The organism is Terriglobia bacterium, assembly GCA_020073085.1.
Lineage (GTDB): Bacteria > Acidobacteriota > Terriglobia > JAIQFV01 > JAIQFV01 > JAIQFV01.
The window spans coordinates 21,661-39,162 of record JAIQFV010000003.1 but is presented as its reverse complement, the minus strand read 5'-3'; the positions used below and the strand labels follow the sequence as shown (position 1 = coordinate 39,162).

17 protein-coding genes and 1 other RNA gene are annotated in these 17,502 nt (G+C 54.9%); 8 read left to right on the top strand and 10 right to left on the bottom strand.

Annotated elements, in window-relative coordinates; all coding sequences use genetic code 11:
• Nucleotides 1-309 precede the first annotated feature (309 nt).
• From rnpB to ligA, 3 genes are all read right to left on the bottom strand, one after another.
• Nucleotides 310-789: RNase P RNA component class A (gene rnpB, locus LAO21_04465), an RNA gene on the bottom strand.
• Between the two features lie 85 nt (nt 790-874).
• Complete coding sequence (locus LAO21_04460; GenBank protein ID MBZ5551952.1) at nt 875-2,485, bottom strand: patatin-like phospholipase family protein; 1,611 nt, start codon at nt 2,483-2,485, stop codon at nt 875-877.
• A gap of 115 nt (nt 2,486-2,600) precedes the next feature.
• Entirely contained in the window at nt 2,601-4,622 is a 2,022-nt protein-coding gene (gene ligA / locus LAO21_04455) for an NAD-dependent DNA ligase LigA (protein ID MBZ5551951.1), read from the bottom strand.
• Nucleotides 4,623-4,896: 274 nt separating this feature from the next.
• Here ligA and LAO21_04450 point away from each other — a divergent pair, with 274 nt between their 5' ends.
• Nucleotides 4,897-5,508 carry a VTT domain-containing protein gene (locus LAO21_04450; GenBank protein MBZ5551950.1) on the top strand — a complete coding sequence of 204 codons (612 nt, stop codon included), beginning with the start codon at nt 4,897-4,899 and terminating at the stop codon, nt 5,506-5,508.
• 25 nt (nt 5,509-5,533) lie between these two features.
• Here the strand turns inward: LAO21_04450 and LAO21_04445 are convergent, their stop codons facing one another.
• From LAO21_04445 to LAO21_04425, 5 genes are all read right to left on the bottom strand, one after another.
• Nucleotides 5,534-6,025, bottom strand: a complete 492-nt coding sequence (locus tag LAO21_04445) for a DUF4149 domain-containing protein (protein MBZ5551949.1) — start codon at nt 6,023-6,025, stop codon at nt 5,534-5,536.
• 13 nt (nt 6,026-6,038) lie between these two features.
• Nucleotides 6,039-7,898, bottom strand: coding sequence for a molecular chaperone DnaK (gene dnaK / locus LAO21_04440; GenBank protein MBZ5551948.1), 1,860 nt, complete (start codon nt 7,896-7,898; stop codon nt 6,039-6,041).
• A gap of 7 nt (nt 7,899-7,905) precedes the next feature.
• Nucleotides 7,906-8,625: a hypothetical protein gene (locus LAO21_04435; GenBank protein MBZ5551947.1), complete on the bottom strand. Its 720-nt coding sequence runs from the start codon at nt 8,623-8,625 to the stop codon at nt 7,906-7,908.
• A gap of 73 nt (nt 8,626-8,698) precedes the next feature.
• Entirely contained in the window at nt 8,699-8,902 is a 204-nt protein-coding gene (gene iscX, locus LAO21_04430; GenBank protein MBZ5551946.1) for a Fe-S cluster assembly protein IscX, read from the bottom strand.
• 75 nt (nt 8,903-8,977) lie between these two features.
• Complete coding sequence (locus LAO21_04425) at nt 8,978-9,298, bottom strand: iron-sulfur cluster assembly accessory protein (GenBank protein ID MBZ5551945.1); 321 nt, start codon at nt 9,296-9,298, stop codon at nt 8,978-8,980.
• Nucleotides 9,299-9,671: 373 nt separating this feature from the next.
• Here LAO21_04425 and LAO21_04420 point away from each other — a divergent pair, with 373 nt between their 5' ends.
• The 7 genes from LAO21_04420 (at nt 9,672) to LAO21_04390 (ending at nt 14,762) form a co-directional block, all read left to right on the top strand.
• Nucleotides 9,672-10,121: a MerR family transcriptional regulator gene (locus tag LAO21_04420; protein ID MBZ5551944.1), complete on the top strand. Its 450-nt coding sequence runs from the start codon at nt 9,672-9,674 to the stop codon at nt 10,119-10,121.
• Nucleotides 10,122-10,149: 28 nt separating this feature from the next.
• Complete coding sequence (locus LAO21_04415; protein MBZ5551943.1) at nt 10,150-11,370, top strand: IscS subfamily cysteine desulfurase; 1,221 nt, start codon at nt 10,150-10,152, stop codon at nt 11,368-11,370.
• Between the two features lie 148 nt (nt 11,371-11,518).
• Nucleotides 11,519-11,938: a Fe-S cluster assembly scaffold IscU gene (iscU, locus tag LAO21_04410; protein MBZ5551942.1), complete on the top strand. Its 420-nt coding sequence runs from the start codon at nt 11,519-11,521 to the stop codon at nt 11,936-11,938.
• 67 nt (nt 11,939-12,005) lie between these two features.
• Entirely contained in the window at nt 12,006-12,242 is a 237-nt protein-coding gene (locus LAO21_04405; GenBank protein MBZ5551941.1) for a NifU family protein, read from the top strand.
• A gap of 135 nt (nt 12,243-12,377) precedes the next feature.
• Nucleotides 12,378-12,992 (top strand): GTP cyclohydrolase I FolE, encoded by a 615-nt coding sequence (gene folE, locus LAO21_04400; GenBank protein ID MBZ5551940.1) that lies wholly within the window; start codon nt 12,378-12,380, stop codon nt 12,990-12,992.
• 210 nt (nt 12,993-13,202) lie between these two features.
• Complete coding sequence (locus tag LAO21_04395) at nt 13,203-13,868, top strand: hypothetical protein (protein ID MBZ5551939.1); 666 nt, start codon at nt 13,203-13,205, stop codon at nt 13,866-13,868.
• A gap of 177 nt (nt 13,869-14,045) precedes the next feature.
• Nucleotides 14,046-14,762, top strand: coding sequence for an OmpA family protein (locus LAO21_04390; protein MBZ5551938.1), 717 nt, complete (start codon nt 14,046-14,048; stop codon nt 14,760-14,762).
• A gap of 275 nt (nt 14,763-15,037) precedes the next feature.
• Here LAO21_04390 and LAO21_04385 read toward each other — a convergent pair whose 3' ends face one another.
• Both LAO21_04385 and LAO21_04380 read right to left on the bottom strand, forming a co-directional pair.
• Nucleotides 15,038-15,700 carry a hypothetical protein gene (locus tag LAO21_04385; GenBank protein ID MBZ5551937.1) on the bottom strand — a complete coding sequence of 221 codons (663 nt, stop codon included), beginning with the start codon at nt 15,698-15,700 and terminating at the stop codon, nt 15,038-15,040.
• A gap of 92 nt (nt 15,701-15,792) precedes the next feature.
• Entirely contained in the window at nt 15,793-17,346 is a 1,554-nt protein-coding gene (locus LAO21_04380; GenBank protein ID MBZ5551936.1) for a HAMP domain-containing protein, read from the bottom strand.
• Nucleotides 17,347-17,502 lie beyond the last annotated feature (156 nt).

The following is a 17,502-nucleotide window of genomic DNA, read 5'->3' as shown; positions in this document are numbered from 1 at the left end:
GGTTCGTCGATTGAAAAGATGACGCAATTATACAGACTTGAACGGCTAAATCAAGAGGAAGTTTGCTATCCCATGCGTATGGATCCGGGCGGTCGTGTTTAAACGGAGGGAGAATCAGCCTGACTTAGGTTCTTTGTGTGTCTTGCCCCTGCCTCGGAGGTAAAGGAATACTCGCCAGCAAAAAGTCAGCAGCCCCGGGCATCAAATCGGCAATCCGAAATCTACAATCCGAAATAGAATGGACCTTGCCTGAGAAAATGAGAATTGTTTTGAGCCGATTCTGAAGGAGGGGCTTTATCCGCAGGGGAACAAATTGGCAGGCCGATAAGCCGAATCCTGTTCTCTGAAGGTGACCGGACAGAATCCCCGGAACCATTCAAAGTGACGATCATTCCTCTAGCCCCGGCATCACTGTCGGGGTCAAGCGACCTACCCGCCCCACCCTTCCGCCGCAGCGGAAATCTGAACGGGCCATTCTTTTCGGCCGGAGCCGAAGGTGAGGCCTATTTGGTCTTGCTCCATGTGGGGTTTGCCCTGCCTCCCCCGTTACCGGAGGAGCGGTGCGCTCTTACCGCACCTTTTCACCCTTACTCCAAGAATCCGGAGCGGTATGTTTTCTGTGGCACTTTCCGTCGCCCCCGGTTCCCCCGATTCCTTCTGGGATCCCCGTAAAGAAACCAAGGGAATCCAGAGGCGCCCACGCGTTACGTGGCACATTGCCCTGTGGAGTTCGGACTTTCCTCCCCGGTCCCGTCTTGCGGGACCGCGGCGATCGTCTCGGCCTGCCAAATCAAATTATAAGGGAACTGGACGGAGAGTGCCATCAGAATCAACGCGGCTCGACCGGATGCACTGGGGCCTGTTCGGGATCTTGTCAAATTACCTGTTTGGAAGATTCGTTTTGAGACTCTTCCTTCCATTGGGGCCAGTCGGTATAGATAAACTGCTTCAGGGCATCCGAATAGCCACGTGCACAGGCGGCGCTGAGAGGTACTTTGTTGCCGTTGGCCGAAATCCCGCCATCGAAGTCCAGGGTCGCAATACACAATGAAGACCGGGGCTGCACGATGGACATCTTGATGCGCTGGTCCCTGGGGACATACTTGTTCCAAAGTTCATAGTACCGGTAGTCATCATCCACGGTTGTATCGAGAACCGTCTCCACCGTCCTCATCAGGCAAGGCAAGGTGGCATTGAGTTCCTCCGGATTATTGAGCGGTTCGACCACGTTCTTCGGTTCCACCTGGACTACGATGAGGTGCGTCGCGCCGGCTTCGATGGCGTCACGAATGGGGGTATTATTGCCAAATCCACCATCCACAAAGGTATGAGGGGGCTCGAGGGAACGCCAGTATCCTTTGGCGGGCATCTTGATTTTTCGGGCCGGAAAGACCCCAATGATGGAAGTCGAAGCTAACAACGCATCGAGGAGCAAGCAACCATTCTCCTCGTACAGCAAGTCGATGTAATCTGGACCGCAGTGATCGATCCCCTGGGAATGGACAAAAAGGTCGCCCTTGTTGAGGTCGTATCTTCTCAGCCGTTGGGTCACGAGTTGTTCGCGATATTGGTCGCGGAGCGCCAGGAAAAGACACTCCGTCTTGGCGTTCAGATCGGTTGCTGTGATCATCAATTCCCGAAACCGCGGATCGTTCCCTTCCACTTTGGAATGCAGCCACGTGGTGAAGGTGAGTCCAATTTCTGTAGAGTTTGTCTGCGAGGCGGTCAGGTTCTGGTCTGACAGGACCCTGTGGATCTCTCCGCGCAACATTTCCTCGAGCGGGCGCGCAGAAAAATACGCCGGCGCGTCCACTTGATGGATGCTCTCCACAAGCCGGTCGGAGTCCAGCACATCCCACGGCAGCTTCAGCCAGCGAGTCAAAATCTTCTTGGTAAGCCGCGGGATATGTCGGGCGGTGACTCGAAGATTGTTCAGAGATTCGTCATTGACGGGGACGATCCCCAACTTGATCTTCAACCAGTGGTAAACCGTGAGGGCGACCCTGCCAACGAAAAGGTATTCGAGGACCATCATCACGGCGAGCAACACGGATCCATAGAAGATCCCCGCCAGGAGGTTACTTCCCAACCTTCCCATCGCCTTCGAAATCCCTTGATTCTTGACGCTGACATAATACCCGGTAAGAAAGACCACGGAGAACCCCAACGCAAAGAAAACCAGGTTCAAGAGAGAGACCGCGATGCCCAGCCAGGCAAGCTTCCAGCTCACGACTCGAGAATAAAAAGTGGAGAGAAGCCCGTCGCGGAGGATGGCCTTCTTGCTGATGCGTTGCCAGAGTCCGGTCCCTTGCCCGTTATAGAGCCGTTCGGTCTCGCCCACGGCATAGAAGACGGCATTCAACGCCCCGGCAGACGTTCCGATGACCAGATCCACACGCACATTGTTATCCTCAAGGGCTTTCAGGACGCCTGCCTCGTAGGCTGACTTGGCCCCTCCACCGCTGAGAATCAAGGCTGTTCGCATCGTTGAATCTTTCCAGACCTAGACCGTCTAGGACCGCTTAGATACGGCTCAGGCAAGGATGGGTTAAGGAAGGAGGTCCTTTCATCCGGAAAGTGAGTACCATCGCCACCGCGTTTCACCTCGACTCACCCAACATTTTCGAGAGATCGTCCTCGCTGAGCACAGGCACCCCCAGGGCTCGGGCTCTCTGGAGCTTGGAGCCCGGCTCGTCGCCGGCGACAACGTAATTCGTGTTCTTACTGACGGATCCCGTCACGCGTCCTCCTGCCTCTTCAATCATCCGGGTAGCTTCATCGCGTGAGTAGTGCGCCAGGGTCCCTGTCAGGACGAACTGTTTACCGGAGAATCTTCCTTCCGCCTTGCGAGCCTTCTTTTGCTCAAACTGGAGGCCGGCTTCGCGCAGTTTCTTTAACAGTTCTAAATTCCGAGGTTCATGGAAAAATTCGAGGATTGCTTCGCCAACCCTGGGGCCCACTTCCTCGACCTGATGAAGCTCCTCCGCGCTCGCTTTGGAGATCTTTTCGAGGGATCCAAAGTGGTCGGCCAGGAATTGTGCCGTGCGCTCCCCGACGAACCGTATCCCGATGGCGAAAATCAGGCGGCTTAGCTCCGCCTTCCTGCTATTCTCGATCTCCCCCAAGAGGTTCAACGCCGACTTTTTCCCCATGCGTTCCAGGTTCGCCAGCGTCTCCAGGGTCAAACTGTACAGGTCGGCGGAATCATGGACCAGTCCTTTATCGACCAGTTGATCCACCAAGGCCTCGCCCAACCCGTCGATGTTCATGGCGCGGCGGCCCGCATAATGCAGAAGGGATTCTTTCAATTGAGCCGGACAAGCAGCATTCACGCACCGGTAAGCCACCTCCCCTTCGGGATGTTGAACCTCGGAGCCACAAACCGGGCACTTCCGAGGCATCCGGAACGCCCGCCCGTCGGGAGCCTGTTTCACCACCTTAACCACCTGGGGAATGACCTCTCCCGCGCGCTGAATCAAAACGGAGTCGCCGACTTTCACTTTCAGCCGCGCGATCTCATCCATGTTATGGAGCGTCGCATGACTCACCGTGACCCCGCCCACATCTACGGGATCAAGGTCGGCCACGGGGGTCAGTGTGCCGGTCCGCCCGACCTGGGCCCGGATCCCCAAAACCTTTGTGGTCGCCTGCCGCGCGGGGTACTTGTAAGCCACGGCCCAGCGTGGCGACTTCGCCGTCGCCCCGAGTTCCTGCCACAAACGGGTGTCATTCACTTTGATCACGATGCCATCGATCTCATAGTCCAGGTCTTCACGCCTCGTTTCCCACTCCCCGATGTAGCCGAGGACTGCCTCTATGGACTTGCACAATTTCCAGTGGGGGTTCACCTTGAAACCGATCTCGGCAAGCACTTCGAGCATCTTCGCGTGCTCCGGCAGGGGTTCAACCCCCTTGACCTGCAGGTAGTAGAGAAACATATCGAGCTGACGTTCGGCGACGATGCGGGGATCCAGTTGGCGCATCGTGCCTGCTGCAGAGTTGCGCGGGTTTGCGAACCGCGCTTCCCCAGCCGCCTCGCGCTGCGCATTGACAATCTCAAACGCCTTGCGGCCCATTAACACCTCCCCGCGCACTTCGAACCGTGAGGGGCTGCCAATCGCCTTCAGCTTCTTCGGATCAACGCGCAGCGGGACCGATCGGATGGTTTTGACATTTCCCGTGACGTCCTCCCCGACCATGCCGTCGCCCCGCGTGACCCCGTGAAGCAGGACGCCATTTTCATAGGTCAGCGACATGGAAAGGCCGTCCAGCTTCAACTCGACGACGTATTCAATCTTTTCCCGGTCGGACAATTCGCGGACACGGCGATCGAAATCCCTGAGTTCATCCACCGAGTAGGTATTGTCCAAACTCATCATGGCTGCGGCATGGCGCACCTTGGGAAATTCTTCGGCGGGCTGCCCCCCGACTCGCAGGGTCGGCGAGTCCGGCGAAGCAAACTCCGGGTGTTCCATCTCCAGCTCCCGCAGCCGATGCATGAGCTTGTCGAACTCCCTGTCGGAGATCTCCGGATTGTCGAGGACAAAGTAGAGGTGTTCGTGATGGCGGATGAGGTCTCGCAGGTCTTCGATCTGCTCCTGGATATCAGGCTTCGGGGGCATGGATTCCTCGCAGTCGTCCGGGCAGGGATTCTAGCGAAAGACCCTGACGGACTCAAGAAGCAAAGAGGGGGTCGTCGTGGAGCGGGAAGGGGTCTCTCTGTTCGACCAGGACCTCGGCGGAGGCATTTTCCCTTTTTCCGTAAACAACTTTTTGACAAGGTATTCCCGCTTCGTTATCATGGGCGGTCTCTTGAGTCCGGCCCATCGGCACACTCGCAGTTGCCCGTCCGACCCAAAGGCGCCTCGCTGAAGTTCCAACGAAGAAATCAATCGCATGCAATCGATCATGGGGAAGATCACTGCTTTTCTGAAATCTATCGCCGCGACCTTCGGCGGGCCGGGGCTGCTGATCATCGCCTTTTTTGACTCCTCGTTTCTGTCTTTTCCGGAAGTGAACGACGTCATTATTATGACCAATTCCTTCCACAACCCGGAGCGCATGTTGTACCTGGCATCCATGACGGTGATCGGATCAGTTTTGGGATGTACCGCACTGTACTGGGTCGGGCGGCGGGGGGGCCATGCCCTCCTTCACAAGAAGTTCGATCCTGTCAAAGTGGCCCGGGTGCGGCGATGGTTTGATCGTTACGGGATACTGGCGGTAGTGATCCCGTCCATCCTTCCTCCCCCCACCCCCTTTAAAGTGTTTGTCCTCTCCGCGGGCGTCTTCGAGATCAAGCCATGGAAGTTTATTACGGCAGTATTGTTCGGCCGGAGCTTCCGCTACTATTTGGAAGGGTACCTTGCCATGAAAATGGGGGAGCAGGGGATGCACTGGATGAGGGAACACTACCCCTGGTTGGCGTTGTCAATGGTTCTGACCCTCGTCGGGATCTTCGCGATTTATTTTCTATTGCGAAAGAAGCATGAAGAAATCCCGAACTGAACCGTCCCGGGGGATTGATCCCCGGTCATTGCGGTCGACCGATCTCGCGAGTCCACAACCCCAGCATCAACAATCCCAGAACCACATTCACCCCAAAAAAGGCGACTGACCGGCGATGCAGGCGATCGAATTCCGCCCGGGTCGGATCCTCGGCGACGGACGTTTCGACAGCATCCATCCTCGTCCGCAGAGCGTGCATTCGCCGATCAACCCCACCCCACGCGTAGAGCGAGAGGGCAAGCGCCACGGCCGCCGCCGCGGCGAGGATGTGCCGGCGGACCTTCCGGGGCCGGCTTCCAAGGGCGGAAGCGACCAGCGTCAGGAGAAGGAAAACCGCGAGAAGAATGCAGGAAAGGTAGTTGAGTTTAAAGAGCGTGGTCCCCACCAGCGTTCCTGCCAGTTGACGCGTCGGCAAAACCGCGAAGGCCGAGGGGGCGACAACCAGTCCAAAGAAAATCATTCCCCCCAGCCACAGGACCAAACAGAGCGCTTGGAAGAATCGTAGGATGGCGTCCATCAGTGTTCCCGGACTAGTGATGCGATGAAGGGGAATGGGTTCCCGGCCTGCCGAGAGTACCTTCGGCTTTGATCGCCTCTGTCACCAGCAATTCCGCGAGTGGCAGGGTGGCCTCGTTGAGCGCATCCAAGGCAGCCTTCAAGTCGTGCCAGTCCCCGCCTTCAAGAGCCTTTTGGGTCCGCTCCACCAGCAACAGGACCTTCTCCCGCATCGGGCCTTCGAGCTTTGCGCCGTGCTGAGACATTGTCTTCATCGTGGCGGCAACCACCCGTTCAGCCTCCTGCTTGTGGTCCACCCACATGCGGCGGTCCATGTCCTCAAATGCGTGTTCCACGGATTCATCCACATGCCGGGCGACTTCTTCTTCTGTCAGACCATAGCTCGGCTTGACTTCGATGTGTTCCTCTTTCCCGGTGGATTGATCCTTCGCCGTGACATTCAGAATCCCGTTCACGTCGATCACAAAGATGACTTCAATTCGGGGGCCTCCGGCGGGTTGCGGTTTGATGCCGCTTAACGCAAAGCGCGCCAGCGTCCGATTATCTGCGGCCATCTCGCGTTCCCCTTGAAGGACGTGCACATCAATGGCGGTCTGGTTGTCCACCGCCGTCGTGAACACCTCATTTGCGGTGGCAGGGATGGGCGAGTTCCGGAAAATCAGCTTGCTCATCGCTCCGCCATAGGTCTCGATTCCCAGGGATAGAGGATTGACATCCAGCAACAGGACGTCGGAGACATCGCCCGACAGCACGGCGCCCTGGATGGCCGCACCGATTGCCACGACCTCGTCGGGATTAACACTGGTATTGGGCTCCTTCTCAAAAACGGCCTTCACCCGGTCCCGGACCAGGGGCATGCGCGTACTCCCCCCCACGAGAATGACCTCATCAAGCTCGCCCGGATCCAGCCCCGCATCATCCATGGCACGACGACAGGGATTAATCGTCCGCTCCACGATATCGCGGCTAAGGGTTTCAAGGTCGGCCCGTCGCAGCATTCGATGGAAGTTCGATACCTTTCCGTCGCGGGCATCGAGGAGGGGAAGGCTCACCTCGACGGCTGCGCTGAATGAAAGCTCACACTTCACTTTCTCGACTTCCTGCCGCACACGCTCAAAAACTTCCGGGGCCCTCTTGAGCGCATACCCGTTCTCGCCCTCAAATTCCGAATAAACCCACTCCACCAAACGCTTGTCGATATCGTCGCCCCCCAGGTGGGTATCGCCATTGGTGGCGAGGACGTGGAAAATCCCCTGCGAGAGCTCGAGGATGGAGATATCGAAGGTCCCTCCGCCGAGATCAAATACTGCAATCTTCGAAACATGCTTCTTGTCGAGACCGTAGGCGAGGGCCGCTGCCGTCGGTTCGTTGATGATTCTCACCACTTCCAAGCCCGCCAATCCACCTGCATCCTTGGTGGCCTGACGCTGGCTGTCGTTGAAATAGGCCGGTACCGTGATGATGGCCTGAGCGACCTCGGCCCCCAAGTACCGGCCCGCCCGCTCCTTCAAATTCCGAAGTATCATGGCCGAGATTTCCGGCGGGGTGAGGACACGCCCCCTCGACCGAACTTTTACCATCTCTTCCGGCTTGCCAAAGATCTCGTATGAAAGCGAACTTTCTTCTTTCGTGACTTCACTGTGTCGCCGGCCCATGAAACGCTTGATCGAGTAAATGGTGTTCCGGGGATTGAGAACAAGCTGATTGCGGGCTGCAGTGCCGACCAGCGGCGTTCCCCCTTCCTGAAAGCCGACGATGGAAGGACACAACTTCTGCTGCTCGTCATCGGGGATGACGGTGACCTTCCCCCCTTCCATGACCGCCACAACTGAATTCGTTGTCCCGAGATCAATGCCGATGATCTTATTGGTCATCAAATTATTACTCATAGAGGGTGTCTTTGATTCGACGGATCAGAGAATCCACGTACGAAATCTCGTCCATCTTGGCCGCCAGCGCAGAGACAATCTGGCGCCGCTTAGCTCTTGCCAGGATATCCAGGTTCTCAAAGTTGTGAGTACTGTCGCAGAGCGCATCCCATTCCTGTTCCTTGGAACGCAATCCCTGCTCAAAGGCCTCCCGGCGGGTCGTCAAATCCTGAAGATGCGCTTGTAACCGCGAGACGAGGCCGTTCAAATGATCTCCATTGCCCGGGACGGGTCCCCTTTCAGCCCGTTCTTTCGCCTGCTTCGCCTCGTGGACCTCTGCCATAAGGTCATTGATTTCCTCCACCAACTCAAATAACTCCACGGGAACGTGGCCGGATTTTTCCTCACGCTCCCCCAGTTCCTGGCGGACCAGGTAGTGGATCCGGCGCGTCCGGTCTCGCAACGTGTTAAAACCGTTGTTAATCAACACCGATTTGCGGAGGGCGATTTCACGCATGCGTTCATCGGTCAACTTTGCCGCACGATCCGGGTGAAAGGCGCGGTTCAAATCAAAAAACCTCTCCTTCAGAACGGCTTCGTCCACATTGATCTTCTGAGGGAGCCCCAGAATTGAGAAATAATCCTCGTTTTCCGGGGTCGGAAGAATGGCGCCGCATTGACTACACCAGTGTCCGGACTCCCGGGAATCGCAGCTGATACAAACGACTCGCATAAATCCTTTCCTCTGATCCCCCTTCCAAAGCTATCGAAAGGCCAAGAGTAGTTCAGGCCCGAGGGATCCCGAATCAATGGAGATAATCGGCCCAAGCCTGGACAATGCTCTCCAATTTCCCCTCCATCGAGGTCTTTGGATTCTTCTCCCCATCAAATCCATCCAGGTTCACAATCCACTGAAGCAGATCAACAAACCGGACTGAGAATGGATCCTTGATCTCCGGGTGCTGCAGACTCAACTGTTCGGCGATTTCCTCAACGTCATCCCATTCCATTCTAATCGGTCTCCCGGGTTCTTATTCGGTTCCTGCCGTGAAGAGGTCCACGCCTGATCAGCGCTCAGGCCAATATCAGTGAAACGACTCCCCGCAACTGCAGCTTCCGTGGGAGTTAGGGTTCTTGAACTTAAATCCTCCACCTTGGAGGGCGTCAACAAAATCAATCTCCGTCCCTTTCAGATAAAGGAGGCTCTTCAGGTCAACGTAAACCCTGACTCCATTCGATTCGAACGTCTTGTCGCCCTTCCGCTCTTGAGTCTCAAGGTCGAGGTTGTACTGTAAGCCTGAACAACCTCCGCCCACCACACGGACTCGAAGACCGGCGTCGGGCTGACCCTTCTTCTGTATCGTTTGCTGAATCTTTTCGGCTGCTGCCTCAGTGAGCGTGATCATGGCTTGATGACCTCGTCCGGATTAATGTTTATAAGGGCCCTCGACCCGATAAATTAACGTTTAAGTTAAATCTTGTCAAACCAAAAAAACTCCTCTGCCTTAAAAGAATCCGTTCAAAAATGCTCCTCTCCATTCGATTCGCATCTCAATCCAGGCTTTATTATGATAGTCCATGTGTTAAATAATACTATTATATTTCAACATGTTAAACAGTATCCAGCAGCTGTAACAACACCCCAGTAAACCGTCGGCAAAAGATTCGTTTGAAGCAGACATTATTCGTTTCAAAAAGCCCTTGACACCTATTTTTATTTACGTTATCGTAAACTTTAGAAAAAAGGTCTCATGTATGGCTACACGCCAAAATCACTTGATGAGGATCGGTAAACTGGCGAGAATGACGGGTATAACGCCACGGACTCTTCGTTTCTATGAGGAAATCGGGCTCCTTACCCCCACTGAGCACAGTACCAAGGGAAACCGGCTGTATTCTCGAGACTGTGTCGACAAGATTGTCACGATCAATAACCTCAAAGAGTATGGCCTGAAACTGTCGGAGATCGAGGAGATATTCTGTGCCAAGGAAAAGGCTGCCAACAAGAAAGACGCTGTTGGCAAGATCAAAACGATCCTGACAGAGCAGGAGAAGACCCTTAATTTCAAGATCGCCTTTCTAAACAAGATGAGGGAGGAACTTCATAGCACCCTCCAGGTGTTGGAGGGCTGCCCTACCTGCCGGTTCGAGCCTCTTGAGAAGTATTGCCAGGAATGCATCTTTTATGAAGGCGAGATTCCAACAACGTTTAAGGCATTGGTTTCTTAGGTAACACCACTGACGGACGAGAGGAATTATGGTAAAGCTACCCATATACATGGACAATAACGCAACGACCCCTTTGGATCCGCGCGTCTTGAGCGCCATGATGCCGTACTTGACTGAAAGCTTCGGAAACGCAGCCAGCCGGACTCATTCCTTCGGATGGGTGGCTGAGGCCGCAGTCGAGAAGGGGCGCGAACAGATTGCTCAATTAATTAACGCCTCCTCTCCTGATGAAATTATCTTCACCAGTGGCGCCACCGAATCCGACAACCTCGCGCTGAAGGGGGTGGCCTGGAGTTACAAGTCCAAAGGCAATCATATCATTACGCAAAAAACGGAACACAAGGCGATCCTCGATTCCTGCAAGTACCTGCAGAAGGAAGGGTTCGAGGTGACTTACCTTGACGTGGACAAGTATGGAGTGGTGGACCCCGAATCGGTGCGGGCCGCGATCACGGATCAGACCATTTTGATATCGATCATGTATGCCAACAGCGAAATCGGAACCATCCAGCCGATTCCCCAGATCGGGGAGATTGCGCGGGAGAAGGGCATCTTGTTCCACTGTGACGCGGTTCAAGCCGCGAGCAAGATTCCGATCGATATGCAATCGACCTTTGTCGACCTGATGTCCATTTCGGGTCACAAGCTCTATGGCCCCAAGGGGGTGGGAGCGCTTTACGTTCGCAAGAAGAAGCCTTTTATCAAACTCACGCCTCTGATCCATGGAGGCGGCCACGAAAAAGGAAAACGCTCCGGGACTCTCAATGTGCCCGGGATCGTGGGATTCGGGGAAGCGTGCGAACTGGCACAACGGGACCTGCCGGAGGAGATGAAGCGCCTCGCCAGCCTGCGCGACAAGTTGCGCGAAGGCTTGTTGGCGAAGTTGGACTACGTCCACCTCAACGGGCATCCGGAAAAACGCATCCCGGGGAGCCTGAATTTGAGTTTCGAGTTTGTGGAGGGGGAATCTCTTCTGATGGGTTTGAAGGATGTGGCGGTTTCGTCCGGTTCGGCCTGTACTTCGGCCAGTCTCGAGCCCTCTTATGTGCTGACCGCGATCGGTGTGGGCCCCGAGCTGGCGCATACCTCAATTCGTTTTTGTGTCGGCCGATTCAACACCGAGGAGGAAGTCAGTTTTGTGGTTGAGGCGGTCGTCAAACATGTGAATCGTTTGCGCGAACTTTCACCCCTCTACGAAATGGTCCTCGAAGGCATCGATCTGAACTCCATCAAATGGTCGGCCAGTTGATTCGGGCGGTCTCGGCCGGGAAATGGAAATGGCCGATCGTGGGGACGGAGGGGAGCAGGCGGTAGAGCGCTGTTCCAGGTTTCAGAAACAAACCCGATGCATTCTTCGACGGATCCCGGTAAAATAACTATCGCGAGAAGGAGCAACCATGTACGATCCAAAGGTGATTGATCATTACAATAACCCGCGCAACGTCGGGAGTTTCGCGAAAGGCGACGACGGGGTGGGCACCGGCATTGTGGGTGCCCCCGCGTGCGGGGATGTAATGAAGTTGCAACTCAAGATCAATGATCAAGGTGTGATTGAAGACGCCAAATTCAAGACGTTCGGGTGCGGGAGCGCGATTGCGAGCTCCAGTCTGGCCACGGAAATGGTCAAAGGCAAGACCATTGATGAGGCCTATGCGATCAAGAACACGCAAATTGTGAATGAGCTCAAATTGCCCCCGGTTAAAATCCATTGCTCCGTACTGGCGGAGGATGCGATTAAAGCAGCGATTGAAGACTATCGGAAGAGGCACGGGAATTCGACGAAACCCGCTGCTGTTCCCGTTCGGACGACGGCTTAGTCGGGTCACCTTTTTGGGACTCCCCGTTCGGGAAAAGACGGATCGGTGGTCTTGAAAGGGGCCGGATTTGGTGACGCGAGAGCAAGTGGAGAGCGTTCTCGAAAAGTTACGCCCTGCTATCCGGTCGCATGGAGGTGACGTGGAGTTGGTCGAGGTCGCTGACAATTGTGCTACAATCCGACTGGTGGGACATTGCATTGGATGCCCCAGCTCCATGTTAACGCTGCAATTCGGCATCGAACAAACACTCAGAGATGAGATCCCCGAGTTTGATCACCTCGTCTCGGTTTCGCCTTTCGAATGAAGCATGCCGCACAGGGGGGGGAAGTTGTGAACGCCCGAGTTTGAACTCGGGTTTTTTTTTGCGACCGAACTTCACTGATGGCTGCGAACGGAGTAGCCTCGGTGGATCGCCATCATTCCCAAAGGGTAAATTCTGATGTCTAATAAAACGACGACTACGCCTTCGGAGAGGGGCCTCCAGGAAGCGACCTTGGACGAATTGATCAGAGAGATTCTGATCCGCATCGGAGAGGACCCGGACCGCGAGGGGCTGGTGGAAACCCCCCGGCGTCTGGCCAAGGCGCTCACCTATTTAACCCAAGGCTACCAACTCGATCCCCGAAGAGTCCTGAACAATGCCCTTTATTCCGTTCAATATGACGAAATGGTCATGGTGAGGGATATCGACCTTTTCAGCATGTGTGAACATCACCTGCTTCCTTTCTTCGGCAAGTGCCATGTGGCCTACATCCCCAACGAGAAGGTCATCGGTCTCAGTAAGATTGCGCGCCTGGTAGAGATGTTCGCCCGCCGACTCCAAATCCAGGAAAGACTGACATGCCAAATCGCAGAGACAATCAACGAAGCGATTAGCCCGGTTGGAGTGGGTGTGGTGATTGAGGCCCAACATCTTTGTATGATTATGCGTGGAGTTGAAAAGCAAAACTCTGTCGCCACAACCAGTTCTATGCTGGGGGCGTTCCGTGAAGACGGACAAACCCGGCTGGAATTCCTGGAGCTTCTACGCAGTTCCAAGACAACGCGAGTGTGAGGATCACCCCCCGCCCTAAGACTGGGTAAGTACCGACCTGCAGGCCCAAAGGTAAGGGAATTTTTCCCTTCCACCACCCCCCTGTTCGCAGTTCCCATCCGAACAATCAAATAACTAATTTATATTCAACAACTTATAAGATACTCGATTTTGGCCCAGGAGATGCTCTATTCAAGGTTGACTCATTCAAGCAGGGAGAGGAGGTTCAGGATGCTAAAACGTATATCCGTCCTTCTTGCTTTCATCATTTTGGTTGGCGGTTCAGGATACTTACTTTCGTCCAAGTTGCACAATGAGGGTGTTGCAGCAAGCTCCCGGCCCGCGGAGGGCTCATCCGAACGTGCTTTGGAAAGCGCCTCGTCAGTTGTCATTCCAGAGGGCACTGAGATCGAAGTACGATTGCTCAACACGCTGAGCACGAAGAGCAACAGGGTTGGAGACCAATTCAGCGCTTCTATTGAACGCCCCATTCAAGTGGATGGGAAGGAAATCGTACCCCGGGATTCTACGGCTCTCGGGGTGGTCACCTCGGTCAAGGAATCCGGGAGGGTGAAAGGCCGCTCTTATATATCTCTGCGGCTCCAGTCAATCGAGTTGCGGGGTGGCACAAAGCTGGAGGTGGCCACCAATTCCGTGAGTAGGCTCGGTGCATCCAACCACAACCGTAATTTGGCCTTGTTGGGGGGAGGAGCTGGGATCGGCGCGGGTATTGGCGCCCTCGCGGGCGGAGGAAAAGGGCTGGCTATCGGCGGCCCTGTGGGGTTTGGCGCAGGCCTTGGCACCAAGGCCCTGATCCGGGGACATGAAGTTACTATCCCCTCAGAAACCCTCCTACGTTTTACTTTGAAGGAGCCGACGAACGTCAAGGTGTCGTGAGTGGTTCAGGGCGAAGCGTTGATCCGCTTTGGAAACGTGAGCGGAAGTTGATTCGAAGGGTTGTAGGTTTGACCGGCCGGCTGAGACGGCGCCCGCTCTATTCCCTGGGAATTTGGACAAAGTTTTTTTGGTAATGATGAAGCTAATCTAACGAACGCAAACTAAGGAGGAGCAAACATGGTCGGTACTAAAACAATCAAGACAATGCTGCTGCTGAGCGCAGTGGCTGGGGTGCTGCTGCTCGCAAGCGGATGCGCCACAAAGAAATACGTGAGACAACAGATTGATCCCTTGACGGGCAAGGTGACTGAGTTGAGTGACCTGGCTCGAAAGAACTCGAACGACATCAAGGATGTCGATTCGCGGGCACAGCAGGGCATCCAAACGGCCTCCAGTAAGGCAGACACAGCCGATGAAAAGGCAATGACTGCCGATAAGAAGGCCGAAACCGCCCAGTCCATGGCAACCGACCTGAAAGGTCAGTTGACGGGTGTTGAGAGCAAGCTCGGGAACATCGACAATTACAAACAGACGGAAACCGTCACGCTCAACTTCCCCTTTAATCAGTACAAGCTGAAGGAGAAGGAGACAACGTCGCTGGATGAGCTCGCGTCCAAGATCAAAGACCGCAACGCTTATATAGTCCAGATTGAGGGTTACACGGACTCAGTTGGAAACAAGGACTATAACTACGACCTGAGTCAAAAGCGTGCCGAGTCCGTCGTCCGTTATCTCGCGGAGAGATACGACATCCCGCTCTATCGATTGTTCATTGTTGGCTTGGGCGCAAGCAAACCGGTCGACGACAACAAGTCGCGTGCGGGGCGTGCAGAAAATCGCCGCGTCGAAGTTCATCTTCTCGAGAATCCGGAGATCATGAGCGCAAAGAAGTAGTAGCCCATAACAGGTGTTGGAAACGGAGGGAGGGTGAGAAGGTTGTTATCTATTATTCTTCCTTTCACTTTTCCCTCCGGCGGGCATTCACCTAGTTGAAGCCGGCTTGCGCAGGTCTTTTCGATCCAGAAGAATCCCCCACCCAATACGTATTGCGGCGCTCAGCCAAGGTCTCGTCATTGATTGAGCCGGAGCGCGTCGATGTGATGCGGTTTCAAAATCTCCCGAAAGTGCCCTCCGACCAACACGGGCCGCGGTCCATCGAGTGCCCACCCCTACGGCCGTTTCCTTAAATCAATCCGCTTCATCTTTTCAATTTCACTTTGAAGCTCTTTGATGATCAGGGCTTGTTGCGCTTGCGTGGCCTGAAGTTCTTTGATCGTCTGCTTCTGGCGACCGTCCGTGGTCTGAAGCGCCCCGGCTGCCTCCTTTTGCTTGTCATAAGAATCCTGCAACTGGCTGAAGGTCTCCTTTAGACGCGCTTCAGAAGCCTGAAGCGCCTCGATCATCTCGATCTGCTTCGCGTTTGCGATCCGGAGCTGATCGAGCATCCCCACCAGATGGGCGACGATGCCGGCATTGGTCGCGTAAATGCTCATGGGGATCTCCGCCGGGATGCGGCTCAGCAGGGCCACGGCCTGACTATAGTCCTTCTGAGGATTCTGCTCCGAAGCATAAAGGAGTCCACACTGGAACAAGGCGTGGTCCAGCACCGGGCTCTGGGGATATTGTTGCAGGAAATCCTTGCAGGAGGACATGGCTTCGGCAAAGTGGTTTTGAGTCGCCAGCCGGTTCACATTGGCAATCATCTGCTCATGCTGGCGAACTGAAGAGGCTGGGGTCTTCACATGCGTTTTCTTGGCACAAGAGATCATTGTTGCCATCAGGGTTGAGACCATCACCAGGAGTGTCCATCCCCGTCTGGTATTCGAAGTCATCAAACCACCTTTTCCCGCTCAGGGTGTGTTGTGCCTAGAACCGGAAGACGAAAGCTAAGACCACGGACAGTTTTGGGGTCTGCAGATCTATTTCACACAATTTGACTCGACTTCCTTACTCCCTGCGGCAGCGAGGTTGGCAGTGCAAATTGAAATCGGCTTCCCTGCCCCAATTCGCTTTCCACCCAGATGACGCCGTTGTGGGCCTCGATAATGCTCTGACAGATGGCCAGGCCCAGTCCAGTCCCGGTCTTCGAAACTTCATTCCCGTGGCCGGCTTGATAAAACCTCTCAAAGATCCTGCGGGTCTCCCCGGGGGGAATTCCAATTCCCTTGTCCTCGACACTGATTACCATGTATTCCCCTTGAGGATCGCACAGAGATGAGGCGGGATCGTTGCCGTTCCAGGCATTGAAGACTGGGGCGAGCTGTTGCCCTGTCGTCCGGTGGCACCCCGCCCGGATTGTGGTGTTCTCGCGTGAGAACTTGATGGCATTGCTCAGCAGATTCTCCACAACCTGGACGATTCGACGGGAGTCAATGGTGGCCCGGGAGTTTTCCATATCACATTCCGTCACGATGCAAAGGTTCTTCTCCCGCAGCAGCGGGGATGCGCTCTCGATCGCCGATTTGAGGATGGCCGAAACGTCGGAAGGCTCGAGCTGATATTCCATGGCCCCTGCCTCAATCCGCGACAGATCCAGCAAATCGTTAATTCTCCGGGACAGCATGTCTGATTTTTCCCGGCTGATCGTCAGAAGACGTTTCTGCTTGTCGTTCAACGATCCGATGGCCTCGCTCAACAGCAGATCATTCGTGGCCAGCATGGAGGCCAGGGGAGATCTAAGCTCATGGGAGACATGAGACACAAAACCCCTCTTCAGTTCGTCGAGCTCGCCCAGTTGCTTGGCCATGGAATTGAAGGCCTGGGCCAGTTCCCCAAATTCATCTCGCCGGTTGAGATGAATCAGGGTTCTGAACTTCCCGGTCGCGATCAACCGCGTTCCCGCGATCAGCTTCAACAGGGGGCGGGAGATCTTTCGGGCCAGAAACAGACTCAGCCCCACCGCGAGGATAATTGAAAAAGATCCGGCAATCCATGCTATCTGCCGAGCCCGCCGCCGGACGCCTTCAGAATACAACAGGCGCTTCTGCATCACATCGACGGTGGATTGCTCCAGTTCCGAGTACTGGCGCTTCAGACTCTGAGTCAGATCGAATTTCCGGTTGTCAAGCAAGATCAGATCTTCCGTGGAAACGGCGCCTTCGGAGCCCATTCGCCGATTGAAAACCTGATTGTATTCAGAGTAGGTCTTTTCAATCTCCTGCGCCTTTGCCTGTTCCTCCGGACTGACCAGGAGCCGCCGCAGATGTTCAAAACTCGAAGTGAACTGTTTCTCCGAATTGATCATCCGGTCCAAATAGTCCGGATCCTGCGTCACCAGGAACTTTTGATCCGAAATGAAGATGTCTTCAAGGAGTCGCCCTTGTTCCTGCTCCTCAGTGCGAGCGTGGAAATCGATATTCGATAAATCGCGGTTCGTTCGGTTCAGCCAACGGATTTCCACCATGAAATAGATCGCGACCGCGACCATCAGCGCAACTAAGCCGAAATACCCCAGCGTAATCTGCGTTCGGATTTTCATGGGCTTGATCGCTTGAAACCAGCGGGGAAAGACACCAAGAACTCAAAACTCTCCACCGGTGAGAGCGGGACTTCCATTGAGGGACATCACGCGTCAGTCAAAAACTCAAGGTCTCAAATGTGATCATTGGTGACAAAAACCCCGGTCCTGACAAGA

Bases quoted from the DNA above. Each gene is read 5' to 3' on its own strand.
- LAO21_04460 (MBZ5551952.1), bottom strand. From the start codon at position 2,485: ATGCGAACAGCCTTGATTCTCAGCGGTGGAGGGGCCAAGTCAGCCTAC.
- LAO21_04385 (MBZ5551937.1), bottom strand. From the start codon at position 15,700: ATGACTTCGAATACCAGACGGGGATGGACACTCCTGGTGATGGTCTCA.
- LAO21_04415 (MBZ5551943.1), top strand. From the start codon at position 10,150: ATGGTAAAGCTACCCATATACATGGACAATAACGCAACGACCCCTTTG.
- LAO21_04420 (MBZ5551944.1), top strand. From the start codon at position 9,672: ATGAGGATCGGTAAACTGGCGAGAATGACGGGTATAACGCCACGGACT.
- LAO21_04380 (MBZ5551936.1), bottom strand. From the start codon at position 17,346: ATGAAAATCCGAACGCAGATTACGCTGGGGTATTTCGGCTTAGTTGCG.
- LAO21_04425 (MBZ5551945.1), bottom strand. From the start codon at position 9,298: ATGATCACGCTCACTGAGGCAGCAGCCGAAAAGATTCAGCAAACGATA.
- LAO21_04445 (MBZ5551949.1), bottom strand. From the start codon at position 6,025: ATGGACGCCATCCTACGATTCTTCCAAGCGCTCTGTTTGGTCCTGTGG.
- LAO21_04395 (MBZ5551939.1), top strand. From the start codon at position 13,203: ATGCTAAAACGTATATCCGTCCTTCTTGCTTTCATCATTTTGGTTGGC.
- ligA (MBZ5551951.1), bottom strand. From the start codon at position 4,622: ATGCCCCCGAAGCCTGATATCCAGGAGCAGATCGAAGACCTGCGAGAC.
- folE (MBZ5551940.1), top strand. From the start codon at position 12,378: ATGTCTAATAAAACGACGACTACGCCTTCGGAGAGGGGCCTCCAGGAA.
- LAO21_04435 (MBZ5551947.1), bottom strand. From the start codon at position 8,625: ATGCGAGTCGTTTGTATCAGCTGCGATTCCCGGGAGTCCGGACACTGG.
- iscU (MBZ5551942.1), top strand. From the start codon at position 11,519: ATGTACGATCCAAAGGTGATTGATCATTACAATAACCCGCGCAACGTC.
- dnaK (MBZ5551948.1), bottom strand. From the start codon at position 7,898: ATGACCAATAAGATCATCGGCATTGATCTCGGGACAACGAATTCAGTT.
- LAO21_04450 (MBZ5551950.1), top strand. From the start codon at position 4,897: ATGCAATCGATCATGGGGAAGATCACTGCTTTTCTGAAATCTATCGCC.
- LAO21_04390 (MBZ5551938.1), top strand. From the start codon at position 14,046: ATGGTCGGTACTAAAACAATCAAGACAATGCTGCTGCTGAGCGCAGTG.
- iscX (MBZ5551946.1), bottom strand. From the start codon at position 8,902: ATGGAATGGGATGACGTTGAGGAAATCGCCGAACAGTTGAGTCTGCAG.